Source organism: Nocardia elegans NBRC 108235, assembly GCF_001612845.1.
Classification (GTDB): domain Bacteria; phylum Actinomycetota; class Actinomycetes; order Mycobacteriales; family Mycobacteriaceae; genus Nocardia; species Nocardia nova.
The window spans coordinates 78631-103788 of record NZ_BDBF01000009.1 but is presented as its reverse complement, the minus strand read 5'-3'; the positions used below and the strand labels follow the sequence as shown (position 1 = coordinate 103788).

Sequence of the window (25158 nt, the reverse complement as noted above, 5' to 3'; positions counted from 1 at the left end):
GATGTTGTCGTCTTGCAGTGCTACATCTTCGGCACACCGCACTACTCGCGACATACCGAAGCCCCCGCCACATCGTATGGGCGAAATTCCCGGCGCGCGGATAAGCGGCATCGTCCATGGTAATGCGGCCTCCATCGTAGGCGCCGCCGCGTCAGAACATCCACGGACAGCGGGGGCCCATCGGGGCCCGGCAGTGATCGATCACACTTCGGCACGACACGCGCCCGCGATCACCGCATGCGCAGGGCACTCATCCGCCACCGCCCGCGGCGCAGCACCAGCCGCGCGGCGACGGCGAAACGGCGCTGCCCCCGCTCGTATCCGCCGCACACCTCCGCAGCACTCGCGGTGACCTCGGCGAGCTTCACCGTGACGAGCACCGCGGTACCGAGGCGACGCTCCGCGGCGGCGGTGCGGGCGAGCGTTTCGACTGCGGCCAGCACGGTCGGCTCCACCACCGGGCGCAACTGCCCGAGCGGACGCCGCCCGTCGATGACCTCGAGCACCAGCCGCAGCGACCGCTCCGCGAACTGCGCTGCGGCCGTACCGAATTCGTTGCCGCCGCGCATTTCGGACGACACCGGTACACCCGCGCCGGAGCCCGGCGAGCGGCCGTCGTGCGCGGACCGGCGCGGGGTCCGCAGGCGCGGCCCAACGTGCGCGGCCGTCCCCCGATCGAGCGACTTTCCCGCAGTCGGATCACCGGAACTCCTCGGATCCAACGGCGGTTCGAATACCGGCGCGCGGCGGGCGCGACGGGTGTATACCGGGCTTGCAGAAGACTCGAGCATTCGACACTCCCCCTGGTCGGCATGCTTGGGCACGGATCGAACCAGCATGCCATGCGCGGCGTCGACGACGGCGGAATTCCGACGCCGACGCGACAAGTCCCACACAGTCACGCGCGGAAGGTTTGTGTCACTCCACAATGGAGAGCGGCAACGGAGAGGAGCTCGGACAGCGTGATCACGAGACTGACGCCGCAGGACGCGTCGTTCTTCCGGCTCGAGTCGAGCAGCAATCCCATGCACATCGGCTCTCTCGCGATCGTGCGCGTCGCCCCCGAGGACCCCGGCGACGGATCGCCGTGCGTGGACTACCAGACGCTGCTGGACCTGGTCGACAGCCGGTTGTCGATGGTGCCGCGCTACCGCCGCAAGGTCCGCGAGGTCCCGTTCAAGGTGGGGCGCCCGGTCTGGGTCGAGGACAGCCGCTTCGACCTCACCTATCACGTGCGGCGATCGGCGCTGCCGGCTCCGGGCTCCGACGAGCAGCTCTATGAACTGGTCGGGCGGCTGTCGTCGCGACCGCTCGACCCGAGCCGGCCGCTGTGGGAGATGTATCTGATCGAAGGCCTGTCCGACGACCGCTGCGCGATCTTCACCAAAACCCATTCGGCGCTCGTGGACGGTGAGACCGCGCTCGAGATCGGCCACGTCATCCTGGACTCGGGGCCCTCGCCGCGGGTGGTCGCACCCGATACCTGGGTCGCCCACCGCGAACCCGGCGACATGGAACTGCTGGGCATGTCACTGGCCGAAATAGCGACCCAGCCCGCGACGGCATGGGAAGTCGTCCGCGATGCCGGCGCCAACGCGTCGGCGGTGCTGGCGGCCGCGGGCAAGGCGGTCGACGCCGCGGTCGACCGCGTGCGCGCGGCCGGGCGGACGGCGCCCGACAGCCCCTTCAACACCTCGATCTCGCGGTGCCGCCGGTTCGACATCGCACGGACCGACCTCGAGGACTATCGCCGCATTCGAAGACATTTCGGCTGCTCCATCAACGACGCCATCCTGGCCGTGGTGACCGGCGCGCTGCGGATATTCCTGCAATCGCGCGGTGAGGTACTGGTCGGATCGGCGGTGCTGCGCGCGGTGGTACCGATGTCGGTCTACGTCGACGGGCCATCCGACGACGCGCGCCCGGCCAGCGAGGTCTCCTCGTTCCTGATCGATCTGCCGGTGGGAGAGCAGAATCCGGTGATGCGGCTGTCGCACATCTCGCATGCCACGGCCGAGAATTCCCGGCATCGGCGTGGCGTGCGGGCGCGCACCCTGGTTCACATGGCCGGCTTCGCCCCGGCCAGCCTGCACGCGATGAGTGTGCGGGCGGCGAGTACGTTCGCAGAACACACATTCAACTTGGTGATCACCAACGCCCCGGGTCCGCAGCGGCCGATGTATATCGGCGGCGCACGGATGCTGGAGATGTATCCGGTATCGCCGTTGCTGCGCAATCAGGCGTCGAGCATCGGAATCACGTCCTACGACGGACGTGTGTTCTACGGTCTCAATGCCGACCGCGAGGCGATGGCCGATATCGCCGTACTGGCGGCGGCGGTGCGCGAATCCATGGAGGAGATGCTCGGTGCCTGCGTCTGATCAGGGCAAGCTACGCGTCTATGTCCCGGCCACCATCGCCATGCTCCGAGAGTTGGTGGCGCAGCGTGAAATTCGCGCGGTGAACGACACCGCCTTCGCGGTCACCCCCGCGTTGCGCGAGGCCTACGCCTCCGGCGACGACGAGGAACTGGCCGAGGTGGCGATGGGCGAGGCGGCGCGCGCATCGCTGCGACTGCTCGCCGAGGAACGCGAATCCGCCCTGCTGCACGCCGACGACGGCGATGCCGAACCGGAGGACGTAACCGATCCGGACGCCGCCGAAGACGCCGGATCGTCGTATTCGGCCCCCGTCTACCGCCGTGCCGTGATCGCCGCCGATGTGACGGGCACGACCCTGCGCCCGGATCTCGACGATGCGGTGGTCCGGCTGTCCGGGCCGATCACCTACAAGCGCATCGCCTCGGTGCACGTCGATCTGGCCGAGGCCGAGCCGCAGGTCGCGAAGGCCGTCGACGTCATCGACGCGGCCGATCTGGGCGATCCGGACGCGGAATTCGTGCTGGGCGACGCGGAGGATCACCAGCTGGCTTGGTACGCGGCACAGGAGTTGCCGTTCCTGCTCGACCTCCTCTGATCCGCCCGCTAACCTACGATGCCGTAACCTTGGCTCGAAGGGTGCGCCGCAGGCGCGTGATCACAGGAAATGAGCATTCGCACGATGGTGTCGAAATCGGTACAAGGCCTGCGGGCATGGCTCGAGGCCCCGGTCGCCGACGCGAAGATGGCCGGGCGGACGCGCCTGGACGCACTGCGCGGCGCGGCTGCCCGCATCACCACCCCGCTGCTGCCCGATGACTATCTGCATCTGGTGAATCCGCTGTGGTCGGCGCGGGAACTGCGCGGACGGATCATCGAGGTCCGCAAGGAGACCGCCGATTCGGTGACCCTGGTGATCAAGCCGGGCTGGGGTTTCGATTTCACCTTCACCCCCGGTCAGTACATCGGCATCGGTGTCCTGGTCGACGGGCGCTGGCACTGGCGGTCGTATTCGCTGACCTGCCCGCCGGACTGGACCCATCGCGACAACCGCGCCGAACGAGTGATCTCGATCGCGGTGAAGGCGATGCCGGAGGGCTTCCTGTCCAGTCACCTGGTCAACGGCGTGCCGCAGGGCACGGTGGTGCGCCTGGCCGCGCCGCAGGGCGGGTTCGTCCTGCCGGAGCCACCGCCGGCGAAGGTGTTGTTCATCACCGCGGGCAGCGGCATCACCCCGGTGATGGCCATGCTGCGGACCATGGACCGCCGCGCCGCCGACCGCACCGACGGCGACGCGATGGACGACATCGTGCACATCCATTCCGCCCGGACCGCCGAGGACGTCATGTTCGGCGCGGAACTGCGGGCGCTGCACGACAAGCATCCCGGCTTCACCGCGCACATCCACCTCACCGGTGAGCAGGGCAAATTCGATCTGGCCGATCTCGACAGCCGGTTCCCGGACTGGCGCGAGCGCGAGACCTGGGCCTGCGGTCCGGCGGGTCTGCTCAATGATGTCGAGAAGCATTGGGCCGCAGCGGGTATCAGCGACAAGCTGCATGTCGAGCGGTTCGAGGCGGAACGTTCGGCGGTCGGCGAGGGCGGCACGGTGACCTTCGCCCGCACCGATCGCACCGCCGAGGTCGACGGCGCTACCAGCCTGCTCGAAGCCGGTGAGGCCGCCGGCGTGCAGATGCCGTTCGGCTGCCGGATGGGTATCTGCCAGACCTGCGTGGTCACCCTGACCGACGGGCATGTGCGCGATCTGCGCAACGGCGCCGAACACCAGGCCGGGGAGAAGGTCCAGACCTGCATCTCGGCCGCGGCCGGCGACTGCACCCTGGACGTGTGAGTCGCGTTCCGGTGGTGTTCCCCCGTTCGCCCCGCGGCGGCGCGAGCGATCACCACCGGTTACCGATACTCTGAAAAGGACAAGACCGAGACCTCCCACCGAAGCGCAGCGGAGCCCATGCCGCCGAAGCGCGGCGGAGGCAGTCCATCGAAAGCGCAGCGGAGGCAATCCGATACCGGCCCGCCGACGCGATGCAGAGGCATTCATTCGAAACCGCCGGAGCGAAGCGGAGGCAGTGCAGGACCGTGGCCATCACAGACATCAAGGCGTATTCGCATCTGACGGCTGCCGATATCGACACACTGGGGCAGGAACTCGACACCATCCGCCGCACGGTCGAGCAATCGCTGGGTGAGCGTGACGCCGCCTACATCCGGCGCACCATCCGCGCCCAGCGCACGCTCGAGGCCGCGGGCCGGGCGGTCCTGTTCGCCGGCCGCAACAAATGGGCCTGGGTCGCCGGCACCGCGATGTTGTCGGTGGCCAAGATCATCGAGAATATGGAGCTCGGGCACAACATCAGCCACGGGCAATGGGACTGGATGAACGACCCGGAGATCCACTCCACCAGCTGGGAGTGGGATATGACCGGCACCTCCGGGCAGTGGAAACGGGCGCACAACTTCTCGCACCACACCTACACCAACATCGTCGGCATGGACGACGACGTGGGCTTCGGCATCCTGCGCATGACCCGCGACGAAGAGTGGAAGCCGATCAATCTCGCCCAGCCGGTGGCGAATCTGATCCTGGCCGCGCTCTTCGAGTGGGGCATCGCCCTGCACGATCTGAAGATCGACAAACTGCAGACCGGAGTTCCGCGCAGCGAACTGCTGTCCGAACCCAACCGGCAGTTCCTGCGCAAGGCCGGCCGCCAGGTCGCCAAGGACTTCGTGGTCTTTCCGCTGCTGAGCGGTCCGGGCTGGAAGGCGACGCTGAAGGCCAACGCGACGGCCAACCTGATCCGCAATCTGTGGGCGTACGCGGTGATCTTCTGCGGGCATTTCCCGGACGGCGCCGAGAAATTCACCCAGGAGCAGTTCGCGGAGGAAACCCGGGCGGAATGGTATCTGCGGCAGATGCTGGGCAGTGCCAACTTCCAAGCCGGGCCGGCGATGGCGTTCATGAGCGGCAATCTGTGCTATCAGATCGAGCATCACCTCTTTCCGGACATTCCGAGCAATCGGTATCCGGAGATCGCCGAGCAGGTCCGCCAACTCTGCGACAAATACGACCTGCCGTACACCACGGGCTCGCTGGGCAAACAATATGCGCTGGCGTTCCGCACGATTCACAAACTGGCGCTGCCCGACCGATTCCTGCGCCGCACCGCCGACGACGCCCCGGAGACGTCGTCGGAACGCAAATTCTCGCTGCTGACCCGCCCGTTGACGGCCGATACCGAAGAGCCGCTGTCCGGCATCGACCCGCTCACCGGAAGGCGGCAGGGATTGCGGTCGGCACTGGTCGAAGCCAAGGCCGCACTGCGCGAGAAGGCACGGCAGGAAAAGGAGGCGCTGCGCGAAGCCAAGCTGGCTCTGCAGGAAAAGGCTCGGGCCGAGAAGCAGATTCTCCGGCGCCGCGGACTGCGGGGACGAGCGACCGTGCGCGTCCGGTTGCGGCAACAGCGAAGGCGACTAACCTAAGCCATAGCGGCCACGATCACAATGCGGTATACGCCACAGTTGTAATCCGATCCGGAGACAACCTACGGGACCGTAACCTACGGTAGTGTAACCAGCATGGCGATCTCGGATGTCAAGGAATACGCCCACCTCACTCCAGAGGATGTGGAAGCGATCGGCGCGGAGCTGGATGCGATCCGTCGCGAAATCGAGGCCTCCCGAGGCGAGAACGACGCCCGCTACATCCGTAACGTGATCCGTTTGCAGCGCGCCCTGGAAATCGGGGGCCGCGCCACACTGTTCGCCAGTTTCCTACCGCCGGCCTGGCTGGCCGGCACGGCGATGTTGTCGGCCGCCAAGATCATCGAGAACATGGAGATCGGCCACAACGTCATGCACGGCCAGTGGGACTGGATGAACGATCCGGAAATCCACTCTTCCAACTGGGAGTGGGACAACGCCGGACCGTCGGAACACTGGAAGATCACGCACAACTACCTGCACCACAAGTACACCAACGTGCTGGGTATGGATGACGACATCGGCTACGGCCTGCTGCGCGTGACGCGCGATCAGCGGTGGACGCCGTTCTATCTCGGACAGCCGATCTACAACCTGCTGCTGCAGATGTTCTTCGAATACGGCGTGGCCATCCAGCATTTGGAGCTGGGCAAGGTCGCGAAGAAGAAGTGGTCGGCCGATTCGCCGGAACGCCGGCAATTCGAGCAGGACCGCAAGGTCGTGCTGAAGAAGGTCGGCAAGCAGGCGGCGAAGGATTATGTGATCTTCCCGCTGCTGACCGGACCGGCCTTCCTGTCCACGCTGACGGCCAATATCACCGCCAATATCGTCCGCAATGTGTGGACCAACGCGGTGATCTTCTGCGGCCACTTCCCCGACGGCGCGGAGAAGTTCACCAAGGGTGATGTGGACAACGAAACGCAGGGCGAGTGGTACCTGCGCCAGATGCTGGGCAGTGCCAATATCACCGGCGGCGCGGTCATGCACTTCATGACCGGCAACCTCTCCCATCAGATCGAACACCACCTGTTCCCGGACCTGCCGAGCAACCGGCTGCGGGCCATCTCGGTGCGGGTGCGGGAATTGTGCGACAAATACGATCTGCCCTACACCAGCGGTTCGCTGCCGGTGCAGTACGCGAAATCGTGGCGCACCATCATCAAGCTGTCGGTGCCCAACAAATACCTGCGCCGCGGCACCGACGACGCTCCCGAGACCAAGTCCGAGCGCGCATTCGGCGGCATCGGCACGGTCGACCCGGTAACCGGGCGCCGGCGCGGATTGCGCACCGCGCTGAAGGAAGGCAAGCGCCGGGTGGCGGAACGCCGGCAGACGGTCGGCTCGGCCGCCTAGCGATCACCGAACAGAAGGGGCTCTCCGGATTCGATATCCGGGGAGCCCCTTTCGTCTGCCCGCGTCCGGGCCTGATTGACTGAACCGGTGTCAACGCAAGAATCCAGCATCTACGACGTAATCCGGCGGCGCCGCGATGTGCGTGCCGAATTCACCGGCGATCTCGTCGACGATGCGACCCTGCTCCGAATCCTCGACGCGGCCCATCGCGCACCCAGCGTCGGCAATTCGCAGCCGTGGGATTTCGTCGTCGTGCGTGACCCGGCGACATTGGCGCGCTTCGCCGCACACGTCGCCGAGAAGCGCATCGAATTCCGTGATTCTCTGCCACCGGAGCGGGCCCGCACCTTCGAGCCGATCAAGATCGAGGGCATCACCGAGAGCGGCACCGGGATAGTCGTCACCCACGACGACAGTCGTGGCGGCCCGCAGATCCTCGGTCGCGCGACGGTGCCCGAAACCGGTTTGTACTCTACGGTTCTCGCGATCCAGAACCTGTGGCTGGCCGCGACCGCCGAAGGGGTGGGCGTCGGCTGGGTGAGTTTCTATGACGCACCGTTCCTCACCGACTTGATCGAGCTGCCCGCCGGCATTCGTCCCGTCGCGTGGCTGTGCGTCGGCCCGGTGCACGAATTCCAGCACACGCCGGATCTGGAACGGTTCGGCTGGCGCGACCGGCGGCCACTCGACGACGCGATCCACTGGGAGCGGTACTAGCGCCCTGCCTACACCCGTTCGAGGACCGCGGACGCGCCATGCCCTCCCGCTGCGCAAATGCCCAGTAGCGCAGCGCTCTTCCCGGTGAGTGCCAGCTCGTTGGCCATGGTCGTCACCATGCGCGCACCGGTGGCGCCGAAGGGGTGGCCGATCGAGATCGAACCGCCGTGCACATTGAGGCTGTCCGGGTCGATCTCGCCGACGGCACTGTCACGGTCCAGCCGGGATTTGGCCCACGCGTCGCTGCCCAGGGCCGACACCACCGAGAGGGTCTGGGCGGCGAAGGCCTCGTGGATATCGACGACATCGATGTCCGACAAGGCCAGCCCCGCCTTGTCGAGTGCCCGCGGCATGGAGATGGCCGGACCGATCAGCACCTGATCGGACGGGTCGACGCTGACGAAACTCCAGGACCGGAAGGCCGCCAGCGGTTCGAAGCCCAGGGCGCGCGCCTTCTCCTCGCTCATCAGCAGCACCGCGGCCGCGCCGTCGGTGAGCGGGCTGGCGTTGCCCGCCGTCACCGTGCCGTCGCGCTCGAAGACCGGGGCGAGGGTCGCCAGCTTCTCGACACCGGTGTTCGCGCGCACGAGTCCGTCGCGGGTGACCGTCTTCCCGTCCGGCGTGGCGACCGCGAGCACCTCCCGATCGAACCGGCCGGATTCGATCGCCGCCGCCGCGCGATGGTGCGAACGGGCGGCGAAGGCATCCTGCTGTTCCCGGGTGATGCCGTTGATGCGGGCCATCTTCTCCGCCGACTCCCCCATCACCTCGCCGGTGGTGCGCTCGGCGATCTTCGGCCGGCGCGGCAGCAGATCCGTGAACGGCGCCAGCTGCGCCACCGCGGACAGATAGTCCTTCGGCTTCGGCTTGCCCAGGGCCAGCGGCGCGGCCGCGTGCACCATCTTCTGCGGCAGCTTCACCTCGGCATTGCTGGTGGAATCGCTGCCGCCCGCGACCATGATGTCGTATTCCCCGCGTTCGATGGCGGCCGCCGCCGCGGTCACGGCCTGCAGTCCGGAGGCGCACGCACGGGTGACCGTGTAGCCCTCGCAACCGTGGTCGAGACCCAGATCCAAGGCGATCTCCCGGGCGACGTTGGGCGCCACACTCGGCAGGATCACCCCGCCCCACACCATCGCCTGCACCTGATTCTCGGGCAGTCCGGTCCGCTCGAGCAGCCCGCCCACCGCCAGGACACCCAGATCGATGGTGTCCATCCGCGTGTAGTCGGTGAAAGCGCGCAGGAATGGGGTACGAGCACCGGCGACGATGACGGCGCGACGAGAACGCTTGGTGGCCATGCCTTTACAGTAGGGCGAGCAAGATGCCGATACAAGATGTCACGGTAATCTCGCCGGCCCGGTGAACGACGAACGGCCGGGGCGTCTCGGCCCCGGCCGTCCAGCTCCCGAAAACTCGTTATGTCAGCCTGATCAACCCGTAGTCGAAGGCGTGGCGGCGATAGACCACCGACGGTCGGTCGGTCTCGCGGTCGTGGAAGAGGAAGAAATCGTGGCCGACGAGTTCCATCTGATACAGCGCGTCGTCCACCGACATCGGAGTCGCGGAATGGACCTTGGTGCGCACGATATGCCCCGGCCCGGCGTACTCGCTCGATTCGGTATCGGCACGGTCGGCCGACTCGGATCCGTCGGCGCCGACGGGGAGGGTGTCCTCGACCAGCGCGGCTGTCGCCTCCGCGACGGATACGGGTGTCTTCTCGCCGTAGTGCACCCGGCGGCGATCCTTGCTGCGCCGCAATCGGGCCTCGAGTTTGACCACCGCGGATTCCAGTGCGCCGTAGAAACTGTCGGCACAGGCTTCGGCCCGGACCACCGGGCCCTTGCCGCGCACGGTGATCTCGACACGCTGACAGTTCTTGCGCTGGCGGCGGTTTCGTTCATGGAACAACTCGACATCGAAGAGGTATATCGACGGGTCGAAACGTTCCAGACGGGAGAGTCGGTCCGCGACGTGAATGCGGAAATGATCGGGTACCTCGACGTTACGTCCCTTGACCACGACGTCCGCTTCGGGCGTCCGGGGCACATCCGAAATAGTCTGTTCGGCTCCGTTCAGTTCACCGGAACCCAGCTGGGTGCCCGTACCGGTCGAGGGATCTGCTTCTTTCACTGAAGGTCGTGAAGTCGTCACGCGTACCTCCCGGATCTGGCCGCACAACTCCATGTGCGGCGGGTTAGCAACCGCACCGAGCCGACCGGAGAGAGGTTGCGCGGGATTCGGAAAGGGCTTGCAGACTGCCACCCGTGGCCCGCCACTCATGCCGGAATGCTCGGTACGAAGTCGTCCGAGTCGCCACCTCCAAACTCTGGGTTCGGGTGTCAGATCGCTCTGTCAGCAACGCTATTACGCCAACGATCCGTCCGCCACTGTTCACGCAAATTTCTCCCACTCAGGCGGCGCATGTCACCATCACGGCCCGTACGTTCAGCCCGGCCAGAGCCAGAACCCGCACCGATTCGGCCGCGGTCGCGCCCGTGGTGAGAACATCGTCTACCAGTACGATGTCGGCAGCGGCCAGGGTCCGCAGGACCGACGTCGCACCGATGCGGCAGACGATCCGGCCCGCCAGATTGTCCCGGCGCGCTCGCGCGCTCAGTCCGACGGAGTCGCGCACCTCACCGCGCGCCCACAGCACGGGTGCGAGATGGCAATCGGACAGCCAACCGGTCGCGACGCGCGCCGTCCGCAGAACCGGATCGCCCCCACGACGCCGGGCCGCGACCCGGCGGCTCGGCGCCGGAACCAGAATCAGCGGGCGGCCGGGAGCACGCAGCAGGCCGATACCGCGGGCCACGGCCCGGCCCAGCGGTGCGATCAGATCCCGGCGGCCCGATTCCTTGGCCGCCACCACGGCGCGCCGGGCCGGACCCGCGTATCCACTCAACGCCCAGCACGGCACCCCCGGATCGGTGCGCGGCCATACCCGCATGGGCTCCGCGCTCAGTGTCGCGGCACATTCCCCGCACCATCCGATTCCGGCCGATCCACATCCCCCGCAGTACTGCGGCAGGACCAAATCCAGCAGCGTCCGCATCGGCCCAGTCTGGCCGAGGCCACCGACAGGTAGCGCTCGCGCGGACCAACCCGTTCACGACAGCCCGGCTTCAATGCGATCGACAATGATCGTCGATCGGAAAAAAATCCTCGCAAGGCGGCGGGAACGGGAAAGGTTGAGTTGGCCCCGAACCGACGAACGGCCTGGGCATCCGGTTCCGGATTGTCCGGAACCGGATGCCCAGGCCGCGCTCTAGTTGCTGGACGGACCAGAGTTCCCGCCGTCAGTGGGTGCCGATGTGCAGCACCCACCCACCTGATCCGTTGGGGTCACAAGTACCCTGCGCCGCCCCATTGAGCGCGTTGAGGTCCTGCTCCAACGCCCTGGCGCAATCGTATTGCGCATATTCGCCCGTGAACACTGTCCCCTCCGGAGTGGGCAGGTCAGCGGCGTGCGCGACCCCGATACCGACAACAGCACCGGCAAGTGCAGATGTTGCGGCGACAGACAATTTGCGGAACATTCGAATCCCTCCCTGAACAAACCCCCGAGCTCGACGAACTCGTCGGGCCGCAGCCGACATTACATCGAGATCCTTTGGAGCACAACGGGTTTACGGCGCGGATCGATTGTTCAGTCCGGCAGAACCGGCACCGTGTTCGCACCGAGCCCCGGCGTCTCACGCCAAAACCGGTCCGCCGACGGACCTGTCGACTGCAGTTGCATTACCGCACGTGAATCGGCGGCGTAAAGAATACCGGGGGCAGCACTTACCACGCGGACAGGTGGAGTCAGGTTCTGGCTGGACAGTGGCGTCAGCTCCGAACCATCGATAAAGACCGACTCCACCGGGTTCACGTCTCCTTCTCGCGCCAGAACGAGAGAATCAGGAGTGGACCAGTCGATGGATACGGCCGTTGTGCTCAGATCGACCGCCACCGGCCTGGGCGACACCAGTGCGAACTTGCCGTCCGGATGCTGAATCACGACAGCAAGGTAAACCTTGCCTCCGGCGATGATCGCCGCACGCGTTCCGTCGCGGGAGATACTGAGATCGGTGATCGGGAGACGGGGCACCGGGTCGGTGCTGTTCGCCTCACCCGAAGTCAGCATCGACGTATCGATGTCCTGCATCGATACGTTGCCGGTGCCGCGATCGTGCGCAACTCGGATCACCCGAGTTCCATCGACCACCGCCCACGCGGCCTCACCATCGGAGGTCCATGACGGCCGCGTGATGGTCTCGCCCTGGACGACCGAGAATGTGGAAGCGCCGTCATAGCTGCCGATGATGAGGGTGTGCTTCGGCGCGGGCGCGGGCTCGCCGCTCTCGGCGACCGCGGCGATCAACTTTCCGTCTTCCGACAATCCGACCGACTGTAGATTTCGGGCGGCACCGAAGTATCCGGGCATACGGACGATCTGCCCCTTGGAGACATCCACGGCAACCAGCGAGCCATCCCGCAACGCATGGAGGTGGGACCGATCTCCTGTGAGAGTTGTCGGGTTCATCGCACTGACGTCGTCCAACGACCAGCCCACGCCTGCGTACCGGTCGTCCAGCGGCTTGCCGTCGGCGAGTAACACGTAGGGGCCGGGGATATCCGCCCCTGCCAATGTCAGTACCACCTGGGCCGCCAGCATTTCCTTACTGTGCGCATCAAGAGCCGAGGCACCGGCGAAATCTATGCGTACCCCGCCCAGCCCGACGCCGACGTTATCCGGTTCACCGTTGGCTTTGGTGATACCTTCGCGCACGCTGACGGGCGGGGCGAGCATATTGCGCACGGCCGGCGACAGGGCCGGCTGTGGGCCCGCGGCCAGCAGTCCTACCAGCCGCTGCGTCAGTTGATCCTTCGGGCTCGAGATCCAACGCAACTCGGGAACCATGGTGGTCCCGGGGCTGTTGGCGAAATACAGCGGATACCGACGATACGACTTGTAGAACGCGGAGCTGTCTACTACCACGCCCGGTTCCACCTGGCTGATGCGCCACTCGTCGCCGACCTTGCTCATTTCGATTCTGGTCTCGTACGTATTGTCCTGGGCGCGGAAAGACCCGTCCGCGGCAAGCTCACCCAGTTTTCGCGCTCGAATGCGGTAGGTCGCGGAGTCCTCCGACCTCGACTCCCGAAGGGTGTCGGGTTTGTCGACGATGACGGTACGCGCACTGTCGTCCCACCCCTCCGCGGCCCCCGGCGTCAAGTACTGCCGCGCCGTTCGATGGTGGTCCGCCGGATCGGCAGTGGCGTCGAGGAAGTCGTGCAGCAACAGATCCGGGTCCCGCCCGGAGGTGGGCGGATGCGGGCCGGTCGACGTCGGCTGACGGTTGAGCGTTCCCAATGCCTGCGGCGCCGAGGAATCCGGCAGATTGGCGCAGCCGGCGAGGACCAGCACGCAGCTGAACAGCGCGGCGAGCAGCGTTGCCAGACGGGTGCGGTTCATGGGTTGATGTCCTCTTTGTCGGCGAGTGCGGTGTCGTCCGAGCCGCCCGCGCTCTCACCCGCCGGCTTCGGCGATGTCCGCTCGGCCGCCGGTTCACCGTCCGGCGATTCCGGAGCTTCGGGCGAGCCCGGAGCTTCCGGCGATTCCGAGGCGTCCGCGCCCGGCGGCGTCGTCCGCGCCGACGGCTCGGCATCGGCATCCGCTTCGACGGTACCGGCAACGCCCGCGTGACCGTCGAGCCCGTCCGCCGGTGACCGGCTCGCGGCCGGGTCCGGGTCGGCGAGCGCATCGCCCGCGGGTTCCGCGAGCTCGTCCGCCGCCTCCACCGACCCGGCCGGCAGATCGGCCAGTCGCCGCCTGGGCGGTTCCAGCGACAGCGGGCTCGGTCCGAGTTTTCGTCCGCGCACCAGTGGCAGGGTGAGACGGAAGCTCGCGCCCACCCCGGGCTCGCCCCAGGCCTCGAGCCGGCCGTCGTGCAGATTCGCGTCCTCGACGCTGATCGACAGACCGAGGCCGGTACCGCCGGAACGCCGCATCCGCGAGGGATCCGACCGCCAGAAGCGATTGAAGACCAGCTTCTCCTCACCGGGCCGAAGTCCGACACCCTGATCGCGCACCACCATCGCGACGGCGTTGGCGTCGACGTCACCACGCATGCGGATGAGGACCGGTTTGCCCTCGCTGTGGTCGATGGCGTTGGCCAGCAGATTGCGCAGCACGCGTTCGACGCGGCGCGGGTCGACCTCCGCGACCAGCGGTTCCTCGGGCAGGTCCACCACCAGTTCGCAGCCCGCTTCCTTGGCCAGATGCCGGACCGTGGAGACCGCGGCCCGCGCGCACATCCGCACATCCAGCGATTCGATCTGCAATTCGGCCACACCCGCGTCGTGGCGGCTGATCTCGAGCAGGTCGTTGAGCAGACCCTCGAACCGGTCCAGCTCGGTCACCAGCAGTTCGGCACTGCGGGCCAGCGCCGGATCGAGTTCGTCGCTGGATCCGTGGATGAGGTCGGCGGCCATGCGCACCGTGGTGAGCGGAGTTCGCAGTTCGTGACTGACATCGGAGGTGAAGCGGCGTTGCAGATTGCCGAATTCCTCGAGCTGAGTGATCTGATTGGACAGACTTTCGGCCATTTCGTTGAACGACATGGCGAGTCTGGCCATATCGTCCTCACCCCGAACCAGCATCCGCTCCTTGAGGCGGCCGTCGGCGAAACGTCCGGCGATCCGGGCGGCCGAGCGGATCGGCAACACCACCTGCCGGGCCACCAGCGCGGTGATCGCGGCCAGCAACAGCAGCAGCACGATGCCGCCGATCAGCATGGTGCCGCGCATCAGGCTCAGGCTGCGCTGCTCGTTGTTGAGCGGGAAGATCAGATAGACCTCGAGTGTCGGCACCTCCGAGCTCGGGCTGCCGATGATCAGCGCCGGCCCGCGGTAACCGTCCGGATCCGAGATGGTCGCGAACTGATAGCTCACCTGGTTCTGCTGGACGAACCGGCGCAACTCGGCCGGCACCTCCGTGATGGGCCCGGCGGTCACCTCCTGCTGGCCGTCGCCCACCATCGCCAGCGCGACGTTGTAGGTTCCGGCGCCGCCGGCGGACGAACTGCTGCCGGTCGACAGTGCGCGCACGGCGTCCTGCAGCCGGACCGCCTGAGTGCTCGAATCGGAAACGCCCGTCAGCTGCGCCTCGACGGTATTGCGAGCGCGGCTCATCTCCTCAACGGCCGCATTGACTTTCGCGTCCAGGAGGCGGTCGGTGATCTGACTGGTCAGCACCACACCGAGGATCGTGATGACGATCAGCGACAGAGTGAGCGTGGAGACCACCACGCGCAACTGCAACGATCGCCGCCACGTGTGGCCCAGCGATTCTCCGACGGATTTGAACCAGGCCACCACAGCTGCCAGCAGCCGCTCGACGCGGCTTCTGGAGCCTGCGATCACGGCGGTCCGGCCTTGTAGCCCACGCCACGAACGGTCAGCACGATCTCAGGGTTCTCGGGATCCTTCTCGACCTTGGCCCGCAGTCGCTGCACGTGCACGTTCACCAGGCGGGTGTCGGCCGCGTGCCGGTAACCCCACACCTGCTCGAGCAGCACCTCACGGGTGAACACCTGCCGCGGTTTGCGCGCCAGTGCCACCAGCAGATCGAATTCGAGCGGAGTCAGCGATATCTGCTGACCGCTGCGGGTCACCTTGTGGGCCGGTACGTCGATGACGATGTCGGCGATCGACAGGAGTTCGGCCGGCTCGTCGTCGGTACGGCGCAACCGCGCCCGCACCCGCGCGACCAGCTCCTTCGGCTTGAAGGGTTTGACGATGTAGTCGTCGGCACCCGATTCCAAGCCCAGGACGACGTCGACCGTGTCGGTCTTGGCCGTCAACATCACGATCGGCACACCGGAATCGGCGCGCAGCACCCGGCACACGTCGATACCGTTCATACCCGGAAGCATGAGGTCGAGCAGCACCAGATCCGGGCGTAGTTCCCGGACCGCGGTGAGCGCCTGCGTGCCGTCGCCGACCACATGGGGGTCGAAACCCTCGCCGCGCAAGACGATCGTGAGCATCTCGGCGAGCGCCATATCGTCGTCGACGACCAGAATCTTCGGCTTCATAATTACTATGTTGTCATCTCTCCGGCTCGGAACGGGCAACCACGCCAACACTGGTTACATTACCGACGCACATGCCACCCTATCGGCCAATCATTTCCGCCAGTCGTTCGGTGAGTCGGACCGGATCGTCCTGCGGCGCATGGACCCACCACGGCCCGTGCCACCGCGATTCGGCCAACACACGATAGACCGCCGCCGTACGTTCCTGCAGCGATATATCCCGTTCGTAGGCGTCGAGCGCGCGTGCCGTGTCGAGTTCACCTCGGCGCCGGGCGCGTTCGACCGCCAGCTCGGTCGGCACGTCGAGCAGTATCTGGATATCGGGGACCGGCAGTTCGAACCGGCCGAACTCCAATTCCGCTACCCACGAACTCGTTTCGCCGTCCGCCTGCTCGCCGGCCCGCGCGGCGCTGTAGGCGGCATTGGAGGCGACATACCGATCGAGCAGCACAATATCGTTGTCCACCAACAGTTTCGACAACTCGTCGCGGGCCTCGGCGCGATCCAGGGCGAACAGCAGCGCCATCGCGCTCACGGATGCGGCCACATCGCCGTGCCGGCCGCGCAGGGCCTCGGCCGCGAGATCCGCGTGGATCGACCGGCCGTAGCGCGGGAAGGCCAGCGTCTCCACGCGCAGACCGCGGCCGCGCAGACCTGCGACGACGGCGTCGATCAATGTCCGCTTACCCGCGCCGTCGAGGCCCTCTACCGCGATGAGTGCACCCATAACGTGCAGGTTACAACTTTTGCGTCCGCCCTGTTCCACGCACCCGCGGCGCGTTATCGGAAACGTCAACGTTTCAGAAGACGCTACTTTTGGGGGCATCGCGCCGGATAACGGCCGCGACGCCGCGCGGGATCAAGGAAGCGTCCCGAAAACAGGAAGGCGCCCATGCTCATCTCTCGTGTATTACCCACCGCCGCAGCGACTCTCGCGCTCACCGCGGGCCTCGCCGCCGGTGCCGCGGCGGCCGCACCGCTCCCGCTCGAGCCGGCCGTCCCGGTCGCGGGCACCTCCGGAAGCGCGGATTCGGCCACCGACGGCGGCGCCGGCAGCAGCATCATCGACCTGTTGAAACTGCTCGGCGACATCAGCCACGGATGCACCCCCGGCACCGTCTGTGCCGCCACGACGACAGCCCGGACGCCGGAGGCGAACACCGCGATCGCCGACACGCCGCTCGGATCCGGGTCGGCGAGCGGTTCGAACGAGCCGGGCTCGGTGCTGTGCTGGTTGCTGCACCCCAGCCCCACCTGCCAGATCTGAGCGTCGCGGCGCACGAGACGGTTGTCCCGCCCAAGCCGGAAGCTCCTGCGGGACAACCGTTTCCGAACTCAGTACCGGTAGTGCTCCGGCTTGAACGGGCCCTCGACGTCCACGCCGATGTACTCGGCCTGGTCCTTGGTCAGCTTGGTGAGGGTGCCGCCCAGCGCCTCGACGTGGATGCGGGCGACCTTCTCGTCGAGCACCTTGGGCAGGCGGTAGACCTCGTTGTCGTACTGCTCCGGCTTGGTCCACAGCTCGATCTGCGCGATGACCTGGTTGGAGAAGCTGTTGCTCATCACGAACGAGGGATGGCCGGTGGCGTTGCCCAGGTTCAGCAGCCGGCCTTCGGACAGCACGATGATCGACTTGCCGGAATCGAAGGTCCACAGGTCGACCTGCGGCTTGATGTTCAGCTTGGTGGCCCCGGAGTTCTCCAGCGCGGCCATATCGATCTCGTTGTCGAAGTGGCCGATATTGCCCAGGATCGCCTGATCCTTCATCGCCTTCATGTGGTCCAGGCCGATGATGTCCTTGTTACCGGTCGAGGTGATCACGATGTCGGCATCTGCGATCGCCTGCTCGACGGTGACGACGTCGAAGCCGTCCATCAGCGCCTGCAGCGCGTTGATCGGGTCGATCTCGGTGACCTGCACGCGCGCGCCCTGACCGGCCATCGACTCCGCGCAGCCCTTGCCCACATCGCCGTAACCGCAGATCAGCACCTTCTTACCGCCGATCAGCACATCGGTGCCGCGGTTGATGCCGTCGATCAGCGAATGGCGGGTGCCGTACTTGTTGTCGAACTTGGACTTGGTGACCGAGTCGTTGACGTTGATCGCCGGGAAGGTCAGCTCACCGGCGGCGGCGAACTGGTACAGCCGCAGCACGCCGGTGGTGGTCTCCTCGGTGACACCCTGCACCGATTCGGCGATCGCGCTCCACTTGCCGGCGTCGGCGGCCAGGCTCGCGCGCAGCAGGTTGAGGAAGACCTTGTATTCGGTCGAATGCGACTCGTCCTCGGGCGGGACGACCCCCGCCTTCTCGAACTGGGCGCCGCGCAGCACCAGCATGGTGGCGTCACCACCGTCGTCGAGGATCATGTTGGCCGGCTCGCCCGGCCAGGTCAGCATCTGCTCGGCCGCCCACCAGTACTCCTCCAGGGTCTCGCCCTTCCAGGCGAAGACCGGGGTGCCCTTGGGCTCGTCGACGGTGCCGTGCGGGCCCACCACGACCGCGGCGGCCGCGTGATCCTGGGTGGAGAAGATGTTGCACGAGGCCCAGCGCACCTGCGCACCCAGTTCGACCAGGGTCTCGATCAGCACCGCGGTCTGGACCGTCATGTGCAGCGAACCGGAGATGCGCGCACCCTTCAGCGGCTGCACCTCCGCGTACTCGCGGCGCAGCGCCATCAGACCGGGCATCTCGTGTTCGGCCAGTCGAATCTCCTTGCGGCCGAACTCGGCCAGCGACAGATCCGCCACCTTGTAGTCGATGCCGTTGCGGACATCGGGAGTCAGGTTCGTCTGAGCGGAAAGTTCTGAGGTCGTCATGCGCCTGGATCAGCCTCTCGGTGGATGTCGGTTCGACAACTCAGGCTAGTCGCTCACACGCGTTCGGTGTACGCCGACGGGGTGCGGCAGCCGAGCCGGATCGTATTTGGTCCCGACCGCGCCGGTGCTCGCCCGGCCGACCGTCCGCACAGCCGACCGCACATCACCGGCGCCAGACGTATCGGACCTGGGGACGCCCGGCTCGGCCGTAGTCCGATCGGCGCTCCACCACGCCGTCGGCGGCCAGCTGCTCCAGATACCGCCATGCCGTGACCCGCGAAACCCCCACGGCGCGGCCGGTTTCGGTCGCCGACAGCCCGTCCGGGGCTTCGCGCACCGCCCGGGAGATCTCCTGGAGTGTCTGCGGCGCAATACCTTTCGGCGCGGATGCCTTCGGATCGGTGGTACGCAGCGCGCTCAATGCCCTATCGATGTCGTGCTGGGTCAATGTCGAATCATCGGCCGGCAGCGCGGCCCGGAATTCCAGGTAGCGCTCGAGTTTGTCCCGGAAAGCCGCGAAAGTGAACGGTTTCAGCAGATACAGCGCTATTCCGTGCGCGACCGCGGCACGCACCATCTCGAGGTCGCGCGCCGAGGTGATGGCGATGACATCGGGTCGCGGACGCAGCCGGGCCAGGGCGGCGGTCACCTCGAGCCCGCCGATATCGGGCAGCCCCAGATCCATCAGCACCAGATCGATCGGAGTTCCCGCGGCGGCGGCGTGCGTCGCCGTCCGGATGGCGTCGCGGCCGGTGGCGGCCACGCCCACCGGCTCGAATCCCGCCACCCGCGTGACATACGAGTGATGCGCCTCGGCGATGCGCGGTTCGTCCTCCACGATCAGCACCCGGATCGGCTGGCCCGTCATCGCACCGGAATCCTCACCACGACAGCGGATTCGGGACTTCGCTCGGCTCGCAGCGAGCCACCGTATCGGGTCACCAGCCGCCACACCAGCGCCAGGCCGAGGCCGTGATGTTCGGCCTTGGTCGTATATCCCCGCTCCATCGCCCGGGCGAAGGTCTCCTCCGACATTCCCGGGCCGCTGTCGGCGACCCTGACCACCAGCGCCGAGGCCTCCGAGCGGACCGTCACCTCGACCCACGCGTCGGGATTCTGCGCCACCGCGTCCACCGCGTTGTCGACGAGGTTCCCGACCAGGGTGACCATTTCCTGCGTGGTCAGCGGAGCGGCGGATTCCAGCGCCGTGTCGTCGGCGACGGTCAGCTCCACTCCGCGCTCGATGGCCCGGTCGACCTTGCCGAGCAGCAGTGCCACCAGTACCGGCTCGTGGACCGCATCGGTCAGGCGGTCGATCAGCGCCTGGGACAGCTGTAGCTCTGCCGTCGCGAAATCGACGGCTCCGGCGACATTGCCCAGCTCGACCATGGTGATCACCGCATGCAACCGGTTGGCCGCCTCGTGCGCCTGTGCGCGCAGCGATTCCGCCAGACCGCGCGCGGAGTCCAATTCACCCATGATGTCGCGCAATTCGGTGTGGTCACGGATGGTGAGGACGGTGCCGAGGCGCCGCCCCGCCCAGGAGACGACGTCCTGATTGACCACCAGCACCCGCGCCGCTGTCACGTGCATCTCGTCGCGGATCACGGTCGCGTCGAGGCGCCGCAGCGAGACCGGCAGATCGGCGCGTCGCACCGGGCCGTCCGGGAGTTCGAGCAAGCGTCTGGCCTCGTCGTTGACCACCGCCGCCACCTCGTCGTCGCGGTCGAACACGATCAAGCCCTCGTGCACGGAGTGCAGCACCGCGTCGTGATGTTCGTAGAGCGTCCGCAGTTCGGCCGGACCCAGTCCCTGGGTCTGGCGCAGCAGCCGGCGGCGCAGCAGCAGTGCGCCCAGGACGGCCAGCAGCAGACCGGCGCCGGCCGCCCCGAGGATCAGCGGCAGCTGCGCACTCACCTGATCGCCGATGCGGGCCCGGGTCACGCCCGCCGAGACCAGCGCGACGACCCGGCCGGTGTCGTCGACGACGGGTGTGACCGCCCGGATCGACGGGCCCAGCGTCCCGGTGTAGGTCTCGGTGAACGTCTCACCGGCCAGTGCCCGATCGATGTTGCCACTGAACGGTTGTCCGATCCGGCTGACATCGGTATGGGTGTACCGGGTGCGGTCGGGGGCCATCACCACGATGAAGTCCACCCCGGTCCGCTGCCGGATCCGTTCGGTCACCGGCTGCAGCACGGCCGTGGGATCCGGCGTCCGCACGGCGGCCGCCGTGGAAGGCGCCTGCGCGAGAGCCACCGCGATGCCGGTGACCCGCCGAGCCGTCGCATCGTCCTGTTCCCGGCGCACCTCCCACACCGCCAGCGCCGATCCGACCGCGATCACCACCACCAGGACCGCCAGCTGCACCACGAAGACCTGGCCGGCCAGGGTCATGCCCCGCCCACGTCCGGCGGTCCGGCCTCTCGCCCGCAACGGTCCTCCCGTGAACGAAACGTACGTAATGGTGACCGAGGTCACGGTCACCCCCATCATCACAGTACGAACCCGAGGGACAGATCGGGCAGCACCGGAGGCACATCTCATGAGCGACTCGACACGGACGCACCGTCGCGACCGTACCCATTGGCTCTATCTCGCCGTCATCGTGGCAGTCGTGGCCGGCGTACTCGTCGGCTGGCTGGCGCCCGCATTCGGAAAGTCCGTGGGCGAGCTGGGCACCATGTTCGTCAACCTGATCAAGATGATGATCTCCCCGGTCATCTTCTGCACGATCGTGCTGGGTATCGGTTCGGTGCGGGCGGCAGCACGGGTCGGCAAGATCGGCGGCCTGTCGATCGGCTACTTCCTGATCATGTCGACGGTGGCTCTGACGATCGGTCTCGTCGTCGGCAACCTGCTGCAGCCGGGCAGCGGCCTGAACGTCCACGAACACATCGGCGCTGCCGCCGGCTACGTGAAACAGGCCGAAGGCAGCGGTGGCACCTGGCACTTCCTGGAAAGCATCATTCCGACCTCGCTGCTCTCGTCGCTGACCGCCGGCAGCGTGCTGCAGACCCTGTTCGTGGCGCTGCTGGTCGGCTTCGCCGTGCAGGCGATGGGCAAGCAGGGCGAACCGATCCTGCGCGCGGTGGGACTGGCACAGAAGCTGGTGTTCAAGATCCTGACCATGATCCTGTGGCTGGCACCGCTCGGTGCCTTCGGCGCGATCGCGAACGTGGTGGCGGCGACCGGACTGGATGCGGTGAAACAACTCGCGGCACTGATGCTCGCGTTCTATCTGACCTGCCTGGTCTTCGTCTTCGGCGTACTGGGCGTGCTGCTGCGGGTGAGTTCGGGCGTATCGATCTTCAAGCTGGTTCGCTACCTGGCCCGCGAATATCTCCTGATCTTCTCCACCTCGTCCTCGGAGTCCGCGTTGCCGCGGTTGATCGCGAAGATGGAACATCTGGGGGTCGAACGCTCGACGGTGGGCATCGTGGTGCCGACCGGATATTCGTTCAACCTGGACGGCACCGCGATCTACCTGACGATGTCCTCGCTGTTCATCGCCGACGCGATGGGTAAGCCACTGACGCTGGGGCAGCAGATCGGCCTGCTGGTGTTCATGATCGTCGCCTCCAAGGGCGCGGCCGGGGTTACCGGCGCGGGTCTGGCCACCCTGGCCGGCGGTTTGCAGAGCCATCGCCCGGATCTGATCGACGGTGTGGGCCTGATCGTCGGGATCGACCGATTCATGTCCGAGGCCCGCGCCATCACCAACTTCTCCGGCAACGCCGTCGCCACCGTCCTGGTGGGAACCTGGACCAAAACCATCGACGATGTGCGCTTGCGTGCCGTGCTCGACCGCGAACTCCCCTTCGACGAGACGACCATGGTCGACGACGAACCCGCCGAAGCACCCGCAACTCCCCCAGAACGGACCGAGCTCGTCCCCGCCTGAAACCTGGTCCTGCCCGAACCCGCTATCCGGCGAGCCGGTAGACGGCCAGGGTGCGCTCCCGCCTACGCGGCGCGATGTTGGCTCGGCCGAGATCGCCCGCGTAGTGGGCGGCGACCCTCGGATCCATCACCCGCCGCCACAGCGGCGGAACGGTGGCCAGCAGGATCATCGTCGCGTAACCCGCCGGCAGTTGCGGAGCCTCCTGGGTGCTGCGCAGGGTCTGATAGCGGCGGCCCGGATTGGCGTGGTGGTCGCTGTGACGCTGCAGATGGAACAGGAAGATGTTGGTGACCAGCCGATCGGAGTTCCAGCTGTCGGCCGGCGAGCAGCGCGCCCAGCGCCCACCGGGCAGGCGACGGCGCAACAACCCGTAGTGCTCGACGTAGTTCACGGTTTCCAGCAGCCCGAATCCGATGACGGCCTGCAGCAGCAGATACGGGAGCATGGCGAAACCGAACACCGCCAGCAGCGCACCGTAGAGCACCACCGTCATCGACCACGCCTGCAGGATGTTGTTGCGCACGTTCCACCAGCCGAGGCCCTTGCGGTGCAGCCTTTCGCGTTCCAGCCGGATCGCCGAGCGCAGTCCGCCGAAGATGCTGCGCGGCAGGAACATCCACAGCGATTCGCCCATCCGGGCACTGGCCGGATCGTCCGGGGTGGCCACCCGCGCGTGGTGACCCTTGTTGTGTTCGACGAAGAAATGCCCGTATCCGGACTGCGCCAGTGCGAGCTTGGCCAGCCACCGCTCCAGCCGTTCCACCCGATGCCCCAGCTCGTGCGCGGCGTTGATGCCGATACCGCTGACGAAACCGAGCGTCGCCGCCAGCCCGAGCTTGTCCACCACGTCGAGTTCGTCACCCGACCACATGTAGGCCGCGATCACCAGCCCGGCCAGCTGGATGGGCAGGAACAGATAGGTGCACCACCGGTAGTAGCGGTCGTGGGAGAGCCGCTCGTAATCCTCGTCGCGCGGGTTCGTGCCGTCCTCGCCGACGAACCAGTCCAGGAGCGGTATCACGATCAGCACGATGATCGGCCCGATCCACCAGAACGCTTCGATGCCGGTCCGGGCGACCAGCTGGGAAGGGAGCAATGCGCAGCCCGGAGCGATCAATCCCAACATCCACAGATGCTTCTTGGGATCAGCCGAACCCGAGCGTTTGCCGACCGTTTGCACTTATTGCCCCACTTGAATGAACCTGGACTCCTGCCAGGTAAATATGTAGCTGCTCCGGGGCCGTTACGCCCGGTTCAAACCCGCAAAGTGGTAACCGTTACACAGGCGGACCCGAAGTCACAGACAGCGGGGGCCGGAACCAGCCGCGCCGCATCACATGAGCAACCATCGTTTCCGCAGCGAGCGCCCAGGTCAGCGCCCATCAGTCCACTCGATCCGGCCGGAGAGCGCACGCTCGGTTGTCGGCCGGCACCCCAACCGGCCCGCGGACGAATCGTTATCAGTCACAGGGCGATTTCGGGCTACCGGCCACCGGTCCGGTCCCGCGCGGCGAGAATCGCCTCCACATACGGCGACAGCAACCTGCTCAGCTCCTCCGGGGCGTCGCGGTGCAGTGCGGCGGGGGTCGGGATGTAGCTGATGGCGATGCGCACCAGGGCGTGCGCGAGCACATCCGCCTCCGCCGGCGACGCCCCCACCCAGCTGTTTTCGAATGCCGCGCCCAAGCGCCGGGCGGCATGTTCGATGAGCGGTCCGGCGTCGAGGGTGATCAACCGCAGCAGATCCAACTTGGCCTCGCCGACCACCAGTGACTGCACCAGCGGATCGGCCGCACTGTCGAGGATGAAATTTGCCAGGCCTTCGCGGAACGCCGCCCGCGCATCCCCCACATTGTCCTCGATGGCCGTTCCGACATGGTCGACCAGCTGGTCGGCCAGCCGCAGCGCATACGCCTGCGCCAGCCCCGTCCGGGAGCCGAATTCGTTGTACAAGGTCTGGCGGCTCACCCCCGCCCGCGTCGCGACGTCGCCCAGTGTGATCTTGGCCCAGTCCCGCTCGATCAGCAGTTCCCGCATCGCGTCGAGGACCGACGTGCGCAGCAGGGTCCGCGCCGCCTCCTGATACGGGACCCGGGATCCGTTACGCGGCATACCCGCGACGGTGTCACGGGTCGATTCCGCAGTCAAAACGACTCACGAACGTTCGATCTCGACCATGAAGAAGTCGGCCTTGGCCGCGCCGCAGTCCGGACATGTCCAGTCGTCCGGAATGTCCTCCCAGCGCGTTCCCGGGGCGATACCCTCGTCCGGCCAGCCCTGCTCCTCGTCGTATTCGAAGCCGCACTGGATGCACTGAAAAATCCGATAGGGCCGACTCACCGTGCCTCCTGTAATTTGCGGGACACCCGCACCCGATCGGCACGGCGAGCCGCTCCGCGATTGT

The 25158-nt window shown here is 66.7% G+C and carries 23 protein-coding genes; 8 read left to right on the top strand and 15 right to left on the bottom strand.

The features are described 5' to 3' along the window. Positions 1–230: 230 nt before the first annotated feature. Entirely contained in the window at positions 231–581 is a 351-nt protein-coding gene (locus NE2_RS37610) for an Rv3235 family protein (RefSeq protein WP_146165237.1), read from the bottom strand. 381 nt (positions 582–962) lie between these two features. Between NE2_RS37610 and NE2_RS07760 the strand changes: the two genes are divergently transcribed. The 6 genes from NE2_RS07760 (at position 963) to bluB (ending at position 7946) form a co-directional block, all read left to right on the top strand. Further along, a complete protein-coding gene (locus NE2_RS07760; protein WP_063025173.1) occupies positions 963–2381 on the top strand; it encodes a WS/DGAT/MGAT family O-acyltransferase in 1419 nt (472 codons plus the stop codon). A gap of 40 nt (positions 2382–2421) precedes the next feature. Beyond that, a complete protein-coding gene (locus tag NE2_RS07755; RefSeq protein ID WP_063025171.1) occupies positions 2422–2976 on the top strand; it encodes a DUF6912 family protein in 555 nt (184 codons plus the stop codon). Between the two features lie 84 nt (positions 2977–3060). Next, a complete protein-coding gene (locus NE2_RS07750; protein ID WP_063025381.1) occupies positions 3061–4230 on the top strand; it encodes a ferredoxin reductase in 1170 nt (389 codons plus the stop codon). Between the two features lie 245 nt (positions 4231–4475). Further along, positions 4476–5876 carry a fatty acid desaturase family protein gene (locus NE2_RS07745; protein ID WP_063025169.1) on the top strand — a complete coding sequence of 467 codons (1401 nt, stop codon included), beginning with the start codon at positions 4476–4478 and terminating at the stop codon, positions 5874–5876. A 96-nt stretch (positions 5877–5972) separates the two neighbouring features. After that, positions 5973–7229, top strand: a complete 1257-nt coding sequence (locus NE2_RS07740) for a fatty acid desaturase family protein (RefSeq protein WP_063025167.1) — start codon at positions 5973–5975, stop codon at positions 7227–7229. An 87-nt stretch (positions 7230–7316) separates the two neighbouring features. After that, positions 7317–7946, top strand: coding sequence for a 5,6-dimethylbenzimidazole synthase (gene bluB / locus NE2_RS07735; RefSeq protein WP_063025161.1), 630 nt, complete (start codon positions 7317–7319; stop codon positions 7944–7946). 8 nt (positions 7947–7954) lie between these two features. Here the strand turns inward: bluB and NE2_RS07730 are convergent, their stop codons facing one another. The 8 genes from NE2_RS07730 to NE2_RS07700 form a co-directional block, all read right to left on the bottom strand. Continuing rightward, entirely contained in the window at positions 7955–9247 is a 1293-nt protein-coding gene (locus NE2_RS07730) for an acetyl-CoA C-acyltransferase (RefSeq protein WP_063025159.1), read from the bottom strand. A gap of 118 nt (positions 9248–9365) precedes the next feature. Next, positions 9366–10025, bottom strand: a complete 660-nt coding sequence (hpf, locus tag NE2_RS07725; RefSeq protein WP_373862232.1) for a ribosome hibernation-promoting factor, HPF/YfiA family — start codon at positions 10023–10025, stop codon at positions 9366–9368. 334 nt (positions 10026–10359) lie between these two features. Further along, positions 10360–11004 (bottom strand): ComF family protein, encoded by a 645-nt coding sequence (locus NE2_RS07720; protein ID WP_063025157.1) that lies wholly within the window; start codon positions 11002–11004, stop codon positions 10360–10362. A gap of 244 nt (positions 11005–11248) precedes the next feature. Further along, on the bottom strand, positions 11249–11488 hold the full coding sequence (locus NE2_RS35510) for a hypothetical protein (RefSeq protein ID WP_146165238.1): 240 nt from the start codon (positions 11486–11488) through the stop codon (positions 11249–11251). A 110-nt stretch (positions 11489–11598) separates the two neighbouring features. Continuing rightward, the gene (gene lpqB / locus NE2_RS07715) at positions 11599–13410 is read right to left on the bottom strand and encodes an MtrAB system accessory lipoprotein LpqB (protein WP_063025155.1); all 1812 of its coding nucleotides are present in this window, start codon (positions 13408–13410) and stop codon (positions 11599–11601) included. Continuing rightward, the gene (gene mtrB / locus NE2_RS07710; RefSeq protein WP_084493874.1) at positions 13407–15359 is read right to left on the bottom strand and encodes an MtrAB system histidine kinase MtrB; all 1953 of its coding nucleotides are present in this window, start codon (positions 15357–15359) and stop codon (positions 13407–13409) included. The genes lpqB and mtrB overlap by 4 nt, the downstream gene beginning before the upstream one ends. Next, a complete protein-coding gene (gene mtrA / locus NE2_RS07705) occupies positions 15356–16033 on the bottom strand; it encodes an MtrAB system response regulator MtrA (protein WP_030515021.1) in 678 nt (225 codons plus the stop codon). The genes mtrB and mtrA overlap by 4 nt, the downstream gene beginning before the upstream one ends. 79 nt (positions 16034–16112) lie before the next feature. After that, the gene (locus NE2_RS07700; protein WP_063025153.1) at positions 16113–16760 is read right to left on the bottom strand and encodes a dTMP kinase; all 648 of its coding nucleotides are present in this window, start codon (positions 16758–16760) and stop codon (positions 16113–16115) included. A 165-nt stretch (positions 16761–16925) separates the two neighbouring features. Between NE2_RS07700 and NE2_RS07695 the strand changes: the two genes are divergently transcribed. Continuing rightward, positions 16926–17300, top strand: a complete 375-nt coding sequence (locus NE2_RS07695; protein WP_063025151.1) for a hypothetical protein — start codon at positions 16926–16928, stop codon at positions 17298–17300. Positions 17301–17368: 68 nt separating this feature from the next. Here the strand turns inward: NE2_RS07695 and ahcY are convergent, their stop codons facing one another. From ahcY to NE2_RS07680, 3 genes are all read right to left on the bottom strand, one after another. Further along, complete coding sequence (gene ahcY, locus NE2_RS07690) at positions 17369–18850, bottom strand: adenosylhomocysteinase (RefSeq protein ID WP_063018889.1); 1482 nt, start codon at positions 18848–18850, stop codon at positions 17369–17371. A gap of 163 nt (positions 18851–19013) precedes the next feature. Beyond that, positions 19014–19718 (bottom strand): response regulator, encoded by a 705-nt coding sequence (locus NE2_RS07685; protein WP_063025149.1) that lies wholly within the window; start codon positions 19716–19718, stop codon positions 19014–19016. After that, a complete protein-coding gene (locus NE2_RS07680) occupies positions 19715–21247 on the bottom strand; it encodes a sensor histidine kinase (protein WP_063025147.1) in 1533 nt (510 codons plus the stop codon). Before NE2_RS07680 ends, NE2_RS07685 begins: the two co-directional genes overlap by 4 nt. Positions 21248–21395: 148 nt before the next feature. Here NE2_RS07680 and NE2_RS07675 point away from each other — a divergent pair, with 148 nt between their 5' ends. Then, positions 21396–22754 (top strand): cation:dicarboxylate symporter family transporter, encoded by a 1359-nt coding sequence (locus NE2_RS07675; protein ID WP_063025145.1) that lies wholly within the window; start codon positions 21396–21398, stop codon positions 22752–22754. 22 nt (positions 22755–22776) lie between these two features. On the opposite strand, the gene NE2_RS07670 is transcribed toward NE2_RS07675, so the two are convergent. The 3 genes from NE2_RS07670 to NE2_RS07660 form a co-directional block, all read right to left on the bottom strand. Next, positions 22777–23880 (bottom strand): alkane 1-monooxygenase, encoded by a 1104-nt coding sequence (locus tag NE2_RS07670; protein WP_063025143.1) that lies wholly within the window; start codon positions 23878–23880, stop codon positions 22777–22779. 356 nt (positions 23881–24236) lie between these two features. Next, positions 24237–24866, bottom strand: a complete 630-nt coding sequence (locus NE2_RS07665; protein WP_051755834.1) for a TetR/AcrR family transcriptional regulator — start codon at positions 24864–24866, stop codon at positions 24237–24239. Between the two features lie 42 nt (positions 24867–24908). Continuing rightward, a complete protein-coding gene (locus NE2_RS07660; RefSeq protein WP_030515012.1) occupies positions 24909–25094 on the bottom strand; it encodes a rubredoxin in 186 nt (61 codons plus the stop codon). Positions 25095–25158: the final 64 nt, after the last annotated feature.

What these genes read in the sequence shown, in the direction of transcription:
- NE2_RS07685 (WP_063025149.1), bottom strand. Translation starts at nt 19,718, where the DNA reads ATGACGGGCCAGCCGATCCGGGTGCTGATCGTGGAGGACGAACCGCGC.
- NE2_RS07755 (WP_063025171.1), top strand. Translation starts at nt 2,422, where the DNA reads ATGCTCCGAGAGTTGGTGGCGCAGCGTGAAATTCGCGCGGTGAACGAC.
- NE2_RS07675 (WP_063025145.1), top strand. Translation starts at nt 21,396, where the DNA reads ATGAGCGACTCGACACGGACGCACCGTCGCGACCGTACCCATTGGCTC.
- mtrA (WP_030515021.1), bottom strand. Translation starts at nt 16,033, where the DNA reads ATGAAGCCGAAGATTCTGGTCGTCGACGACGATATGGCGCTCGCCGAG.
- lpqB (WP_063025155.1), bottom strand. Translation starts at nt 13,410, where the DNA reads ATGAACCGCACCCGTCTGGCAACGCTGCTCGCCGCGCTGTTCAGCTGC.
- NE2_RS07700 (WP_063025153.1), bottom strand. Translation starts at nt 16,760, where the DNA reads ATGGGTGCACTCATCGCGGTAGAGGGCCTCGACGGCGCGGGTAAGCGG.
- NE2_RS07680 (WP_063025147.1), bottom strand. Translation starts at nt 21,247, where the DNA reads ATGACCCTGGCCGGCCAGGTCTTCGTGGTGCAGCTGGCGGTCCTGGTG.
- NE2_RS07665 (WP_051755834.1), bottom strand. Translation starts at nt 24,866, where the DNA reads ATGCCGCGTAACGGATCCCGGGTCCCGTATCAGGAGGCGGCGCGGACC.
- NE2_RS07730 (WP_063025159.1), bottom strand. Translation starts at nt 9,247, where the DNA reads ATGGCCACCAAGCGTTCTCGTCGCGCCGTCATCGTCGCCGGTGCTCGT.
- NE2_RS07750 (WP_063025381.1), top strand. Translation starts at nt 3,061, where the DNA reads ATGGTGTCGAAATCGGTACAAGGCCTGCGGGCATGGCTCGAGGCCCCG.
- NE2_RS07720 (WP_063025157.1), bottom strand. Translation starts at nt 11,004, where the DNA reads ATGCGGACGCTGCTGGATTTGGTCCTGCCGCAGTACTGCGGGGGATGT.
- NE2_RS07695 (WP_063025151.1), top strand. Translation starts at nt 16,926, where the DNA reads ATGCTCATCTCTCGTGTATTACCCACCGCCGCAGCGACTCTCGCGCTC.
- NE2_RS35510 (WP_146165238.1), bottom strand. Translation starts at nt 11,488, where the DNA reads ATGTTCCGCAAATTGTCTGTCGCCGCAACATCTGCACTTGCCGGTGCT.
- ahcY (WP_063018889.1), bottom strand. Translation starts at nt 18,850, where the DNA reads ATGACGACCTCAGAACTTTCCGCTCAGACGAACCTGACTCCCGATGTC.
- NE2_RS07740 (WP_063025167.1), top strand. Translation starts at nt 5,973, where the DNA reads ATGGCGATCTCGGATGTCAAGGAATACGCCCACCTCACTCCAGAGGAT.
- NE2_RS07670 (WP_063025143.1), bottom strand. Translation starts at nt 23,880, where the DNA reads ATGTTGGGATTGATCGCTCCGGGCTGCGCATTGCTCCCTTCCCAGCTG.